This window comes from Mycobacterium sp. URHD0025 (assembly GCF_000426065.1).
Lineage (GTDB): Bacteria > Actinomycetota > Actinomycetes > Mycobacteriales > Mycobacteriaceae > Mycobacterium.
Window position 1 is genome coordinate 1 of sequence record NZ_AUEQ01000022.1, and the last position, 13,835, is coordinate 13,835.

Annotated in this window: 15 protein-coding genes; 9 read left to right on the forward strand and 6 right to left on the reverse strand. The window is 67.1% G+C overall.

Going from position 1 to position 13,835, the window contains the following annotated elements; all coding sequences use genetic code 11:
- On the forward strand, positions 1–296 hold a 296-nt coding region (locus tag H977_RS0127460; RefSeq protein WP_029108220.1), incomplete at its 5' end, for an IS3 family transposase.
- 76 nt (positions 297–372) lie between these two features.
- On the opposite strand, the gene H977_RS0127465 is transcribed toward H977_RS0127460, so the two are convergent.
- The 4 genes from H977_RS0127465 to pdxH form a co-directional block, all read right to left on the reverse strand.
- Entirely contained in the window at positions 373–1,677 is a 1,305-nt protein-coding gene (locus H977_RS0127465; RefSeq protein ID WP_029110865.1) for a citrate synthase, read from the reverse strand.
- 135 nt (positions 1,678–1,812) lie between these two features.
- Complete coding sequence (locus H977_RS0127470) at positions 1,813–2,451, reverse strand: TetR/AcrR family transcriptional regulator (protein WP_029110866.1); 639 nt, start codon at positions 2,449–2,451, stop codon at positions 1,813–1,815.
- A gap of 81 nt (positions 2,452–2,532) precedes the next feature.
- Positions 2,533–3,834, reverse strand: coding sequence for an MFS transporter (locus H977_RS0127475; protein ID WP_029110867.1), 1,302 nt, complete (start codon positions 3,832–3,834; stop codon positions 2,533–2,535).
- Positions 3,835–4,470, reverse strand: coding sequence for a pyridoxamine 5'-phosphate oxidase (pdxH, locus tag H977_RS0127480; protein WP_029110868.1), 636 nt, complete (start codon positions 4,468–4,470; stop codon positions 3,835–3,837).
- A gap of 92 nt (positions 4,471–4,562) precedes the next feature.
- Here pdxH and H977_RS0127485 point away from each other — a divergent pair, with 92 nt between their 5' ends.
- From H977_RS0127485 to H977_RS0127520, 8 genes are all read left to right on the forward strand, one after another.
- Positions 4,563–5,681, forward strand: coding sequence for a citrate synthase 2 (locus H977_RS0127485; protein WP_029110869.1), 1,119 nt, complete (start codon positions 4,563–4,565; stop codon positions 5,679–5,681).
- Positions 5,678–6,292, forward strand: a complete 615-nt coding sequence (locus H977_RS0127490) for a maleylpyruvate isomerase N-terminal domain-containing protein (RefSeq protein WP_029110870.1) — start codon at positions 5,678–5,680, stop codon at positions 6,290–6,292. The genes H977_RS0127485 and H977_RS0127490 overlap by 4 nt, the downstream gene beginning before the upstream one ends.
- Before the next feature lie 128 nt (positions 6,293–6,420).
- Entirely contained in the window at positions 6,421–6,873 is a 453-nt protein-coding gene (locus tag H977_RS0127495; RefSeq protein ID WP_029110871.1) for a VOC family protein, read from the forward strand.
- A 60-nt stretch (positions 6,874–6,933) separates the two neighbouring features.
- A complete protein-coding gene (locus H977_RS0127500) occupies positions 6,934–7,476 on the forward strand; it encodes a GNAT family N-acetyltransferase (protein ID WP_029110872.1) in 543 nt (180 codons plus the stop codon).
- Between the two features lie 94 nt (positions 7,477–7,570).
- Positions 7,571–8,188, forward strand: a complete 618-nt coding sequence (locus H977_RS0127505; RefSeq protein WP_029110873.1) for an ECF transporter S component — start codon at positions 7,571–7,573, stop codon at positions 8,186–8,188.
- Positions 8,185–9,669: an ABC transporter ATP-binding protein gene (locus H977_RS0127510; protein ID WP_029110874.1), complete on the forward strand. Its 1,485-nt coding sequence runs from the start codon at positions 8,185–8,187 to the stop codon at positions 9,667–9,669. The genes H977_RS0127505 and H977_RS0127510 overlap by 4 nt, the downstream gene beginning before the upstream one ends.
- The gene (locus H977_RS0127515; protein WP_196808340.1) at positions 9,663–10,409 is read left to right on the forward strand and encodes an energy-coupling factor transporter transmembrane component T family protein; all 747 of its coding nucleotides are present in this window, start codon (positions 9,663–9,665) and stop codon (positions 10,407–10,409) included. Before H977_RS0127510 ends, H977_RS0127515 begins: the two co-directional genes overlap by 7 nt.
- The gene (locus H977_RS0127520; RefSeq protein ID WP_029110876.1) at positions 10,396–10,947 is read left to right on the forward strand and encodes a nucleoside/nucleotide kinase family protein; all 552 of its coding nucleotides are present in this window, start codon (positions 10,396–10,398) and stop codon (positions 10,945–10,947) included. The genes H977_RS0127515 and H977_RS0127520 overlap by 14 nt, the downstream gene beginning before the upstream one ends.
- Here the strand turns inward: H977_RS0127520 and H977_RS0127525 are convergent.
- Both H977_RS0127525 and H977_RS0127530 read right to left on the reverse strand, forming a co-directional pair.
- Positions 10,944–12,599 carry a 4Fe-4S binding protein gene (locus H977_RS0127525; protein ID WP_029110877.1) on the reverse strand — a complete coding sequence of 552 codons (1,656 nt, stop codon included), beginning with the start codon at positions 12,597–12,599 and terminating at the stop codon, positions 10,944–10,946. The two genes, H977_RS0127520 and H977_RS0127525, sit on opposite strands and share 4 nt — an antisense overlap.
- A gap of 36 nt (positions 12,600–12,635) precedes the next feature.
- The gene (locus tag H977_RS0127530) at positions 12,636–13,652 is read right to left on the reverse strand and encodes an AurF N-oxygenase family protein (RefSeq protein WP_029110878.1); all 1,017 of its coding nucleotides are present in this window, start codon (positions 13,650–13,652) and stop codon (positions 12,636–12,638) included.
- Positions 13,653–13,835: the final 183 nt, after the last annotated feature.

The window sequence follows — 13,835 nt, forward strand, 5'->3', positions numbered from 1 at the left end:
TGGTGCATTCCGATCAGGGCTTCCAATACCGGCATTGGTCCTGGCGTAAGTTGCTCGGCGACGTTGAGGCGGTGCAGTCGATGTCGCGCAAAGGCAACTGCTATGACAACGCGGTCATGGAGAACTTTTTCGGCCACCTGAAGTCAGAAATGTTCCACCACAACCGGTTCGACACTGTCGAGGACTTCGCCGCTGCCCTCGACACCTACATCCACTGGTACAACATCGAACGAATCTCGACAAAGCTCAAGGGCCTGAGCCCGGTCCAATACCGGGCCCAGGCCCTTGCCGCTTAGGCTCCAAACGTCAGAGTCCAACTTCTGGGGACCACTTCAGTTTTAGGGCAGTTTTGTGTCTGCTCGCGAGGGAAACTCAGCGCTTGTCGATGTTGACGTAACCGCGCTCGGTGTAGCCGGTGTAGATCTGGCGCGGGCGGCCGATCTTGTTGGGCTCCGAATGCATCTCGCGCCAGTGCGCGATCCAGCCGGGCAACCGGCCGAGTGCGAACAGCACGGTGAACATGCGGGTCGGGAAGCCCATCGCCCGGTAGATCACGCCGGTGTAGTAATCCACGTTCGGGTACAGCTTGCGCTCGATGAAGAAATCGTCGGTCAACGCGATCTCTTCGAGCTGCTTGGCGATGTCGAGCAGCTCGTCATCGCCGCCGAGCTTGCCCAGGATCTTGTCGGCCTGCTCCTTGACGATGCGGGCGCGCGGATCGTAGTTCTTGTACACGCGGTGACCGAAGCCCATCAGCTTCACGCCGTCTTCGCGGTTCTTGACCTTCTTGACGAACGTCTGCACATCGTCGTCACCGGTGCGGATCTTCTCCAGCATCTCCAACACCGCCTGGTTCGCGCCGCCGTGCAGCGGGCCCCACAGCGCGTTGATGCCACCGGAGATCGAGGTGAACAGGTTGGCCTGCGAGGACCCGACCAGACGCACCGTCGACGTCGAGCAGTTCTGCTCGTGATCGGCGTGCAGGATCAGCAGCATGTCCAGCGCCCGCACGATCTCGGGGTCGACCTCATACGGCTCGGCCGGGAAACCGAACGTCATCCGCAGGAAGTTCTCCACCAACGTCAACGAGTTGTCCGGGTACAGGAACGGCTGCCCCTCGGACTTCTTGTAGGCATACGCCGCGATGGTGGGCAGCTTGGCCAGCAGGCGGATGGTCGACAGCTCGACCTGCTTGTTGTCCAGCGGATCCAGCGAATCCTGGTAGTAGGCGCTCAGCGCGTTGACCGCACTGGACAGCACCGGCATCGGATGGGCATTGCGCGGGAAACCGTCGAAGAAGCGCTTGAGATCCTCGTGCAGCAGGGTGTGCCGCTGGATCTGGGTGGTGAACGCCTCCAGCTGCTCGGCCGTCGGCAACTCACCGTAAATCAGCAGATAGCTGACTTCGATGAACGTCGAATTCTCGGCCAGCTGCTCGATCGGGATACCCCGGTACCGCAGGATTCCGGCATCACCGTCGATGTAGGTGATCGCCGACTTGGTCGACGCGGTATTGACGAAACCACCATCGAAGGTGGTGTAGCCGGTCTTGGCCAGCAACGGACCAAGCGCGATGCCGTCACTGCCCTCGGTAGCGCGGACGATATCCAGATCAATCTCGCCACCGGGGTACTTGAGAGTGGCAAGCTCCTGCCCACTCGACGGGTTTTCGGCCACGGGAGTCCCTTCATCCTCGTCGGGAACCGACAACTGCTCTACAAAAGGTAGTCGCAATCGATCCGCGCTGCCCGCGGGGGGTTACCAACGGGTTGTGAATCCAGCTCAGACTCGGCTGGGCAGGCTGCCTGCGACCTATCCCAGGCCCGCGACAACTTCCAGGAAATCCGCGTAGGTGGCCTCGATCCTGGCGACGATGTCATCCACCGTCACGGAGGCCCAGTCGGCCTGAGAGCCCAGCTCAGCGATGCCGGTCATGATGATCGAACTCCACAACACCGCCGTCAGTTTGAGCCGGCGATCATTGCCGGGCACGGCCATCCGCTGCGCCAGCACCGCATTGACCGCGTCCGCCCGGAACTCCGAAGCCGACTGCATCAACGCCGGAGACGCGGTGATGATGCGTGCCGAAGCCAACAATCGATCCGCGGTGAGCTGAGTCGGCGGGGCCGTCTTGGTCCTGAGGAACGCCTGCACGTGCGCCCGGTACAGCGCCTCGATGTCACTGATTCCCGACGGTTGTGCGGCCAGCTCGACCGCGACGATCTCGATCACCTCATCGATGAACGCGAGGATGACGGCGTCCTTGGTCGCGAAGTAACGGCTGAACGTGCGGGGGGAAACGTCCGCGACCGCGGCAATCTGTTCGACGGTGGTCTGCTCGAAACCCTGACGGTCGCAAAGATCGATGGCGGCCTCGATCAGCATCGTTCGCGTGCGCTGTTTCTTACGCTCACGCAAACCCGTCGGCGCCTGCCGCGCAACGTCAACCACGAGACCGGATGCTATCGCTCAAAGGCCTGCTTTTCGGTCCTTTTGAGCAACTATGTGGCGCGGGATGCCATTCGCCGGTGGTCACACTTTGTCAGGCTCGGACTGTTCCAGCGGCATGCTGGTGTTCACCCGGTAGCGCACGAACGCAGGCACCACGAGCGCCGCGAGCACCACGCCGACGACCACCAGCGCCCCGCCACCGGCCGCGGCGACCGTCGTTCCCACCGCCGCCGCTGCCGCCCCGTGCAACGTGTCGGCCAGCCGCGGGCCACCGGCGACCACGACCGTGAACACGCCCTGCAACCGGCCGCGCAGCTCATCGGAGGCCGCCTGCTGCAGGATCGTCGACCGGAACGCCGCCGACACCATGTCCGCCGCGCCGCCGATCGCCAAGAACGCCAACGCAATCCACAACACCAGCCCCGCCTGGCCGTGGGCCATCCCACCGACCAGTCCGAATCCGACCATCGCCACGCCCCACACCACGATCGCCAGCACCACGGCCAGGCCCTGTCTGCCGATCCTCGGCAGCCAGCCCGAGAACACGCCACCGGCCACCGCGCCCACCGACATCGCCGCCGCCAGCAGCGCCATCGCGGTGCCACCCCCGACCGGGCCGCCGAAACTCTCGTGCGCCATCTGGGGGAACAACGCGCGCGGCATGCCGAAGATCATCGCCACCAGATCGACGACGAACGACATCAGCACCACCCGGTTGCCGGCCAAGTAGCGGAAGCCGTCCAGCACCGCCGTCAGGCCCCAGCGCGAGGCCCCCTCCTCGGTACTCGCCGGCGGCATCGGAGCCAGCCGGAAGGTCGCCCAGATCGGCGCCAGACAGGTCACGGCGTCGATCAGGTACAGCGTCGACAGGTCCACCCAGTTGAGCAGGAACCCGGCCATCAGCGGGCCGACGATCGCACCGAACTGCATGACAGTCATGTTCAGCGAGTTCGCCGCGGGCAACTGCTCACCCGGCAGCATCCGCGGTATGGCGGCGGAGCGGGTCGGGCTGTTGATCGCGTAGAACGCCTGCTGCACACCGAGCAGGCACAAGACCACCCACACGTTGTTCAGGGCCAGCGCGGCCTGCAGCCACAACAGCACCGAGGCCGCGGCCAACCCGATCGAGGCGATGATCAGCAGCAGCCTGCGGTCCATCGCGTCGGCCCAGGCGCCACCCCACAGGCCGAAAACCACCAGCGGTACCAGCGCGAACAAACCGGAAAGCCCCACGTAAGCCGAGTTCTCGGTGAGCACGTACAGCTGCACCGGCACCGCGAAGATGGTCAGGTTTGCGCCGATGACCGTCGGGATTCCGGCCACCCACAGCCGCCGGAAATCCGGTGTGCGCAGCGGTGTGGTGTCGGCGAAAAGGCGCCCCACCTACGGCTGGAGGCGCTCGGCGCGGTTGCCGATCACCCGAATTCGGTTGTGCACCCGGTCCTCCCGGCCCTGCCAGAACTCGACGCTCTCCGCGGCGATCAGGTAACCACCCCAGTTCGGCGGCACCGGCACCGCTTCGAGACCGGCGAACCGCTCGGTCACCTCGGCGAGCTGGGCGAGCAAGGCCTGACGCGACGCGATCGGGTCGGATTGGTGCGATGCCCAGGCACCCAGCTGTGAACCCCTTGGCCGCTTGGACCAGTACTGCTCGGTGTCCTCACGGCTGACCTTGGTGACCGGACCGCGCACGTGGACCTGACGCCCCAGCTGGTACCAGGGGAACGTCGCCGATGCGTAGGGATTCGCGGCCAGCTGTGCGCCCTTGGCAGAGTCATAGTTCGTGAAGAACGTGATGCCCGTCTCGTCCATGCTCTTGCACAACACCGTTCGGGTGACCGGTCTTCCCTCGTGGTCGACGGTCGCCACCACCATGGCGTTGGGCTCGGCCACCCCGGCGCGGTACGCATCTGCCAACCAGGTCCGCACCAGGCTCAGCCAACCGATCGCCGGATCCTCGCCGAGCCAATCGACATCGAGGTCGCCGCAGCCGTCCTTCTCGACGTAATCCACGCGCATGGCAGCCAGGTCATGGTGGTGTTCGGGGGGTTGTCCGGAGGGTCTTGCCACCGCGCTAACGCTACGCCTGAGCGTGGTGCAAGAATCTGGCCATGCCCGCTGTACCGGAAGACTTCGTTGCCGGCCTCGAAGGCGTCGTTGCCTTCACCACCGAAATCGCCGAACCGGACAAGGACGGCGGAGCGCTGCGCTACCGCGGCGTGGACATCGAGGAACTGGTGAGCCGCCGGGTCACCTTCGGCGACGTGTGGGGACTGCTGGTCGACGGCAGCTTCGGCACGGGCCTGCCCCCGGCCGAGCCGTTCCCGCTGCCCATCCACAGCGGCGACGTGCGGGTCGACGTCCAGGCCGGGCTGGCCATGCTGGCACCGATCTGGGGCTACGCACCGCTGCTGGACATCGACGACAGCACCGCGCGGGACCAGTTGGCGCGGGCCTCGGTCATGGCGCTGTCCTACGTCGCCCAATCCGCCCGCGGCATCTACCAGCCAGCGGTATCCCAGCGCACGATCGACGAATGCGACACGGTCACAGCACGTTTCATGACGCGCTGGCAGGGCGATCCGGATCCCAGGCACGTCGAGGCGATCGACGCCTACTGGGTGACCGCCGCGGAGCACGGGATGAACGCGTCGACCTTCACCGCGCGGGTGATCGCCTCCACGGGCGCCGATGTCGCGGCCGCCCTGTCGGGCGCGGTGGGCGCGATGAGCGGACCGCTGCACGGCGGCGCCCCGGCCCGGGTGCTCCCGATGATCGAGGAAGTCGAGAAGACCGGTGACGCCCGCGCGGTGGTGAAGGGCATCCTGGATCGCGGCGACAAACTCATGGGCTTCGGGCACCGCGTGTACCGCGCCGAGGATCCGCGGGCACGGGTGCTGCGGGCCACGGCCAAACGTCTTGAGGCGCCCCGCTACGAGGTGGCCGCCGCACTGGAGCAGGCCGCGCTGGCCGAGCTTCGCGAACGCCGTCCGGACCGGGCCATCGAGACCAATGTCGAGTTCTGGGCCGCGGTGATCCTGGACTTCGCCCAGGTGCCGGCGTCGATGATGCCCGCGATGTTCACCTGCGGGCGGACCGCCGGATGGTGCGCGCACATCATGGAGCAGAAGCGGCTGGGCAAGCTGGTTCGCCCGGCCGCCATCTACATCGGCCCCGAGCCGCGCAGTGTGGAATCGGTCGCGGGATGGGACAAGATCGCCACGTCATGAGCGGCGCTCGCGACGTGTTCGCTTCTGCAGCACATACTTTCGCCCGGTTGGTGCAGGTGCTGCCGGCGGACTCGTTCGCTCGCCCCGGCCTGGGCGAGTGGGATCTGCGCGCCCTGGTGGGCCACACCTCGCGCTCGCTGATCACCGTCAGCACGTACCTGCAGACCCCTGCGTCGACGGCCGATCTGGCCGGTCCGGTGGAGTACTACGCGGCCATGCGGGGATTCATGTCCGACGCCGGCGCCGAGGCCATCATCGAGCGCGGCAGGCAGGCCGGACGCGACCTGGGATCCGATCCGGCCGCCGCGGTGGACGCGCTGGCGAGCCGGGCCCTCGACGACATCGACGAGGCGGGCGATCCGTTGATCACCGTCATCGGCGGGTTCGGTATCCGGTTGAGCCATTACCTGCCCACCCGCATCTTCGAGCTCGCCGTACACAGCCTCGATATCGCCAGGGCCACAGGCCTTTCGGCGGACCTGCCGGCTGAAGTACTGGAGGCAGCCGCTGTGCTCGCGACACAGGTCGCGGTGAAGCTGGGTGAGGGCGAGACCGTGCTGATGGCACTCACCGGCCGTGTCGAACTGCCGCGCACGTTCTCCGTCACCTGACCCGGTCCCGAGCTTTTGTCAGAGGGCAGTGGTTGCATGGGGGTTGTCCGGCGATGAGATCCGCCCGCCGCGCGGGTCTGCATTGAGTCCGCTCACCAATCAGGACACTCACCGATCAGGAGAAGAACATGGCGATCGAAGTAACCCCGGCAGTCACTCCCCATCTGGTTGTCGACGACGCCGCCGCGGCAATCGACTTCTACGTCAAGGCGTTCGGCGCCACCGAGCTGGGCCGGGTGCCCGGGCCCGACGGCAAGCTGGTCCACGCCGCACTCACCATCAACGGGTCCACGGTCATGCTCAACGACGACTTTCCCGAGTTCAACGGCGGCAAGTCGACGACACCCAAGGCCCTGGGCGGCACCCCGGTGACCATCCACCTCACCGTGACCGATGTCGAGGAGAAGTTCGCCCGGGCCGTCGACGCAGGGGCCGAGGTGGTCGCGGAGTTGGCCGATCAGTTCTGGGGCGACCGCTACGGCGTCGTGCGCGACCCGTTCGGGCACCAGTGGTCACTCGGGCAGCCGGTCCGCGAGGTCAGCATGGACGAGATCGAGCAGGCGATGAAGTCGGGACAGTAACCCCCACTCCCGGTACGCCAGATACGCACGGACGCGACGCCGGAGTGGCATCCTGAGCCGGTGATCGACGTCGTGATCGCCGAGCCCACGGAGATGGGCCCGGACGCCTTGGACGCGGCCGAGAAGTTGGTGCGCTCGGCATTCGGTGACGGCTTCCGCGAATACGACTGGTTGCACGGCGTCGCCGGCGTGCACGTGCTGATCACCGAAGGCAGCGAACTGGTGGCCCACGCCGCGGTGGTGCCCCGCACGCTGCGACACCTCGACGACGTCTTCGACACCGGATACGTCGAAGGTGTCGCCGTGCGGGGTGACCAGCAGGGCCGCGGTCTGGGCCGGCTCGTGATGGACCACACGGAATCGATCATCCGCACGCGACACCGGATCGGCGCCCTCAACGCCGTGGAGGACGCCGCCGCCTTCTATGCCGGCCGGGGCTGGCAGTTCTGGGACGGCCCGACCGAGGCCGACGCCCCCGACGGAGTGATCGACACCTACGACCCGACCGACCGGATCTTCCTGTTCCCGACGGGCAGCACTGCGCTCGATCTCGCGACCTCAGCACCGCTGATCTGCGATTGGCGCGTCGGCGACGTCTGGTAGCCACCGACCGGCGCCGGCGCCGGCGTCTGACCGACTGGGCGCAGGCCATACTGGTCTCCTTGCGCGCCATCGCGACATGCCACGAAGGAGACCGATGAACACCCAGCCGACCGACACCCCGCCGGCTGCCCGCACGCTGAGCTGGCGGGTCGTCGACATCGTCGTCGCCAGCGTCCTCGCGACCGCGGCCGGCCTGGTGTTCGTCGTGTGGAACATCGCGTCCAACCCGATCAGCGCGCCGCTGAGTGCGCTGCTTCCCGGGCTGCAGGCACTGCTCGCCGGAGGTTGGCTGTTCGCCGGCGTGCTCACCGCCCTGGTGATCCGCAAACCCGGCGCCGCACTGTACGGCGAGCTCGTGGCCGCCACGGTGTCGGCGTTGGTGGGCAACCAGTGGGGTGTGCTCACCCTCGAATCCGGGCTGGTGCAAGGCCTCGGCGCGGAACTGGTCTTCGCGGTGTTCCTGTACCGCCGTTGGGGATTGCCCGTCGCGCTGATCGCCGGCGCCGTCGCCGGATTGGCCCTGGCCGTCAACGACCTCATCCTGTGGTACCCCGGCTCGGCCAACACGTTCGCGGCGATCTACACGGCCTCGGCGATCGTCTCCGGTGCCCTCGTCGCCGGTCTGCTGTCCTGGTTCGCGGTCAGGGGTCTGGCGAAGACCGGGGCGCTGAGCCGATTCGCCTCGGGCCGGATCGGCCCCGACGCTCGATGAGCCCGGCGCACGGCATCGGTGCCACCGTCACCGCGCACAACTGGGGTTGGTGCCACGCCGGACGCGCCACCTGGGCTGTGCGTGACCTCGACCTGCGGATCGAACCCGGCGAACGGGTACTGCTGCTAGGCCCGTCCGGGGCCGGGAAATCGACTCTGCTGCACGGCATCGCCGGTCTGCTCGGGGGTGCCGAGGAAGGCCGTCAGACCGGCGCCCTCCTGGTCGACGGCGGCCCTCCGCCTGACCAGCGCCACCGGATCGGCATGGTGCTGCAGGATCCCGACTCCCAGGTGATCCTGTCCCGGGTGGGTGACGACGTCGCCTTCGGCATGGAGAACTTCGGCGTGGAACGCGAACAGATCTGGCCCCGCGTGCGAGCCGCGCTCGATGCCGTCGGGCTGAAACTCGGTTTGTCCCAATCTACTTCGGAGCTTTCCGGCGGCCAGAAGCAGCGGCTCGCACTGGCCGGGGTGATCGCCATGGACCCCGGTCTCATCCTTCTCGACGAACCCACGGCCAACCTCGACCCGGCCGGTGTCATCGAAGTGCGCGACGCCGTCGCCGAATCGGCTGCGCGCACCGGCGCGACGCTCATCGTCATCGAGCACCGCACCGAGATGTGGCTGCCTGTCATCGACCGCGTCATCGTGCTGGGCGCCGACGGTGAGGTGGTCGCCGACGGAACACCGGAGCAGACCATCCGGCGCCACCACGACTACCTGGTCCGATCCGGTGTCTGGGTGCCCGATACCCCGCTGCCCCAGATCGCCCGCCGCAGGTCTGCCGCGGGCGAATCACTGTTGTACGCAGCAGATCTGGCGCTGGCACATCCCGGAGATCCACCGATGCACGTCGGGTTGAATTTCGAGATCGCACCGGGCCGGACGACGGTGATCACCGGTCCGAACGGGGCGGGCAAGTCGACGCTGGCACTCACCGTCGGCGGCCTGTTGCCCGTGCCTGCCGGACGCCTCGAAGCGCACCCCGGCTTCGCCCCCTCCCCGACGCGCCGCACACCCGTCAAGTGGCGGTCGAAAGAGCTGCTCACCCGGATCGGCAGCGTGTTCCAGGACCCCGAACACCAGTTCCTCACCGGCACAGTGCGCGACGAACTCTCCCTGGGCCCCAAGGCGATCAAGCTCTCCACCGCCGAAATCGCCGCCCGCACCGACGAACTGCTCGACCGGCTACGCCTGGCACACCTCGCGTCGGTGAACCCCTACACGCTTTCCGGCGGTGAGAAGCGCCGGCTGTCTGTGGCCACGATGCTGGCCACCGCACCCAGGGTGATCATCCTCGATGAGCCCACCTTCGGCCAGGACCGCCGCACCTGGGAGGAATTGACCCGGCTGCTGGCCGAGATCGCCGATGCCGGAACGGCAGTCGTCGCGGCCACTCACGATGCGGACTTCGCCGCCCTGCTCGCCGACGACCGCATCGTGCTACCGGACTGGGAGCCCACCACGGAGACGGCATCGTGATCAATCCGGTCGCGCGATTGCTCACCGCCCTGATCATCGCGGCCGCCCTGGTGTTGTCGGTCGACTGGGTTTCGGCGCTGACCGCGCTGGCCGGTGAGTTCGTCTTGTTCGCAGTGGTCGGGGTGCGGCTGCGGGCGGCCCTGACCCGCGGCGCCCTGGTCGCCGTCGCGGCCGCACTGACCGCCGTCACCATCCTGCTCTACGGGCAGACGAGCGGAACCGTGTATTGGCATTTCTTCCTCGTCACCATCAGTGACGGGTCCATCGCCCTCGCGCTGGCCACCTTTCTCCGTGTGCTGGCCATCGCACTGCCCTCGGTCATCCTGTTCGTCGACGTCGAATCGACCGAATTGGCAGACGGTTTGGGACAGGTGCTCCGGCTGCCGGCCCGGTTCGTGCTCGGCGCGCTGGCCGCCCTGCGTATGGTCGGGCTGCTGGGACAGGATTGGCAGTATCTCGGTTACGCCCGCCGCGCCCGCGGTGTGGCCGACCACGCCAGGATCCGGCGGGTCACCGGGCAGGCGTTCGCACTGCTGGTGTTCGCCGTGCGCCGCGGGTCCAAGCTCGCCACCGCGATGGAAGCCCGCGGGTTCGGCGCCTATCCGCACCGGACCTGGGCCCGTCCCTCACCATTCGGCGCACGCGAATTCGCCCTTATCGCCGCGGGATTCGTCATCGCGGCAGCAGCGATCGCAGTGTCGGTCGCCTCGGGAACGTGGAACTTCATTGGCACTCGATGACATCCTGCGCCGCCTCGGCGCGGCAGCGCGGACGGTGCTGATCGACGGCCGTTCCGGATCGGGCAAGTCGACGTTGGCGATAGAGCTGCACCAACTGTGGACGGACAGTGTCGTCGTCCGGCTCGACGACATCTACCCGGGCTGGGACGGACTGCTCTGGGCCGCGGAACATCTGCGGCGGTCGCTGCTCGAACCGCGGGCCGATGGGCACAACGGCCATTGGCGGGAATGGGATTGGGCCACCGCCGCGCCCAGCGGGCGGCACACGGTCGAACCGGGCCAACGCCTGATCGTCGAGGGCATCGGTGCGCTCACCCCGGCCGGCCGGGCGCTCGCGGATCTGGGCATCTGGGTCGAGGCCGACGATGCCGAGCGCAAGCGCCGGGCGCTGGAGCGCGACGGGGACACCTACCGACCGCACTGGGACCGGTGGGCCGCTCAGGAGGACGAGTTCATCGCCCGGTTCCAGCCGAGAGCATGCGCCGACCTGATCGCGGTGCCCACCGCAGACGGGTTCGAATTCTCCGAGTCCGGCTAGCGCAGGGCCGACAAAACCTTTTGCCGCACAGACGGTTTCGGTGCTGTTGCGGCGACCGCGACCATATCGCCGACCGAGGTGAACTTGACGCGCGGCCGGTCCTCGCCACCGCGGGCGATCTCGGCGGCGTCGATGGCCTGCCAGCCCGCGGCGTCGACCATGGCGGGCTGGCGCGTGCGCACCAGCTTCTCCAGGGCGGCGGGCTTGTGCACCGGATCGGTCAGCACGCCCGCGTTGTAGTCATCGACCAGCTGACGCACCGTCTGCGCCGCGCATGACTTGTTGGTGCCGATGAATCCGGTGGGCCCGCGCTTGATCCAGCCGGCCACGTAGGCACCGGACGTGCCGCGGACCCGCCCGCCGTCGTTGGGCACGACAGCCGCGTCGTCATCGAACGGAAGATCGGCAATCGCCTTGCCGCGGTAGCCGATCGAGGTCAGCACAAGCCCGGCGTCGAGCGTGCGTACGTCATCGGTCCCGGTCACGCCGAACTCGATGCCGCTGACGCGATCCTCGCCGAGCACCCGCCGAGGGGTCAGCCGGTAGGCCAACCGGATCCGCGGCCGGGTGGCCGGAGCCGACGAATTGCCGAGCTTGGCCAGGATCTCAAGCTTGTTGCGCGTCAACGGATCCGTCTCACGGGCCAGGTCCGCGGCCACCAGTTGATGGTCGGCCTCATCGAGTACAACGTCACAGGTGGCGGTCAGACCGATCAGCTCGGGAAGCGTGAAGGCCGATTCGGCGGGGCCACGGCGGGCCGCGATCACCACCTCGGAGACCTTCGAGGAACGCAGCGCCGCGAGCGCGTGGTCGGAGATGTCGGTACGGGCCAACACGTCCGGATCGGTGGTGAGGATCCGGGCCACGTCGAATGCGACATTGCCGTTGCCCACGATCACCGCCCGCTCGTGGCTCAGGTCCACGGGCAGGTCGGTGAAGTCCGGATGCCCGTTGATCCAGGCGACCATCTCGGTGGCGGTGCCGGTGCCGGGCAGACCCATGCCGTCGATCTCGAGACGACGGTCGTTGGGCGCGCCCACGGCGTACAACACGGCGTGATGGTGCTCCAGCAGGTCGGCATGCGAGAGGTGCTTGCCCACCTCGACGTTCAGGAAGAATTTGAACCCCGACTGCTTCCCGATGACATCGAACAGCCGGGTCACCCGTTTGGTGCTCTGATGGTCGGGCGCGACACCGGCACGAACCAGCCCGTAGGGCGTCGGCAGCTTCTCGAAGACGTTGACCCGCACGCCCCGTTGGGTCAGCAGCTCGTCGGCCGCGTACATGGCGGCCGGACCGGAGCCCACTATCGCCACCGTCAGGTGTCGGTCCCGAGGTTCGATCCGCGGCGCCGGGATCACCGGCGCCAACTTCGACGTCGGCGGCAGCTTGCCTTCCCGCTTGGGGTAGAACGCGGCGTTGAGCTCGATGAACGGCAGCTGTTTGTCGGTCAGCTTGGTATCGGCCGCGATCGCACCCACCGGGCAGGCGCTCACGCACGCGCCGCAGTCCACACACGCGTCGGGATCGATGTAGAGCATCTCGGCCGTCGCGAAGCCCGGCTCATCCGGTGACGGATGGATGCAGTTCACCGGGCACGCGTAGACACAGGACCCGTCGCTACAACACGACTGGGTGATCACATGGGGCATCTAAACCTCTACAGACCTTGCGCTTCCGGGCGAGCTTCAGGCGACCGAGACCAGGTGCTCGCGCTGCGGTTCGCTACGGTAGCGGCTCGGCGGCCCGTCGATCTTGCAGATCCGCCAGATCAGCTTGGCGATCGGGTTCATCAGGCCGGTGTCCTGGCACAACATCCGGACATCGCCGAACATGTCCCGCAGCATCTTGCGCGACTCGGGCGATCTGAAGAACAACTCCTTGCGGACCGAGCGCGGAATGTCGAATTCCTTCCAGAACGCGCGCGGCGGCACGATGATCGCCGAGCACAGGATGCGCATGGTCAGCGGCACGAACAGCGACAGGATCCAGCGCTGGCGGCGGCGCAGGTTCGGTACCCGCTTGTGCAGGTACTGGTGTGCGAACGAGATGTGGCGGGCCTCCTCGGCGACGTGAATCGCCATGACCCGTTCCATGATCGGGTGCAGGGCCTTGCCCTCGCGCAGCACGTTCTTCTGCGTGTGGTCGATGGGCTCCTCGCCGGCGAGGACGCCGAAGAAGAACGGGATCGGCAGCGGGCCGGCGGCCAGCGGGATCAGCGGCTGAAGCCACTTGAGCAGGCGCGGCATACCCGGCACGTCCATGCCGATGCGGTTCACCATCTCCTGGAACATCAGCGTGTGGTTGCACTCTTCAACCGACTCGTGCAGGCAGTACCGATACTCCGGCGAGCCGTTGGGCACCCAGAACGAGTACTCCATCAGGCCGCGGATCAGGATGTTCTCGAAGTGCAGGCCGACCTTGGCGACGTTGGCCTGGCGCCACATGCCGATCTCGATCTGCCGCTCGACCGGCTGGGCCTGGTACCACGGGTGACCGCCCATGGGGTCGGTCTCCGGCAGGATCCACCGCGGATCGTTCGGGATCACGGCAAACTCCGGCGAATCCCAGTCGATGTCCTTGTAGGGGTTGAAATTGCGCCGCACCGACCCCTCGGACAGTGTGGCGAGCATGTCGACGTACTGGGTGTCGTCGCTGACGTCCATGTTCTTGCGCCAGCGCCTGACCATCTTGGTCCGAGCCATGTTGCAGAACCTCTCTATACTCGTCGGCGGTTTACATCTACCCACTTGTTGTACAAACGGTACCGCAGGTATCGAGTAAAAGTCCATGCCTGATTTCACCGGCTTACCGGTGGGTCTCCATCCCTGGCCACTGCCGCGACAAAACGCCAGATAGACGCGCCGGCGGCAGCACCGAAAGTGGTC

Excerpts from the sequence above, each read along its gene's own strand:
- H977_RS0127510 (WP_029110874.1), top strand. The coding sequence starts at position 8,185 with ATGAGCCCGGCGCACGGCATCGGTGCCACCGTCACCGCGCACAACTGG.
- H977_RS0127525 (WP_029110877.1), bottom strand. The coding sequence starts at position 12,599 with ATGCCCCATGTGATCACCCAGTCGTGTTGTAGCGACGGGTCCTGTGTC.
- H977_RS0127495 (WP_029110871.1), top strand. The coding sequence starts at position 6,421 with ATGGCGATCGAAGTAACCCCGGCAGTCACTCCCCATCTGGTTGTCGAC.
- H977_RS0127490 (WP_029110870.1), top strand. The coding sequence starts at position 5,678 with ATGAGCGGCGCTCGCGACGTGTTCGCTTCTGCAGCACATACTTTCGCC.
- H977_RS0127530 (WP_029110878.1), bottom strand. The coding sequence starts at position 13,652 with ATGGCTCGGACCAAGATGGTCAGGCGCTGGCGCAAGAACATGGACGTC.
- pdxH (WP_029110868.1), bottom strand. The coding sequence starts at position 4,470 with ATGCGCGTGGATTACGTCGAGAAGGACGGCTGCGGCGACCTCGATGTC.
- H977_RS0127485 (WP_029110869.1), top strand. The coding sequence starts at position 4,563 with ATGCCCGCTGTACCGGAAGACTTCGTTGCCGGCCTCGAAGGCGTCGTT.
- H977_RS0127505 (WP_029110873.1), top strand. The coding sequence starts at position 7,571 with ATGAACACCCAGCCGACCGACACCCCGCCGGCTGCCCGCACGCTGAGC.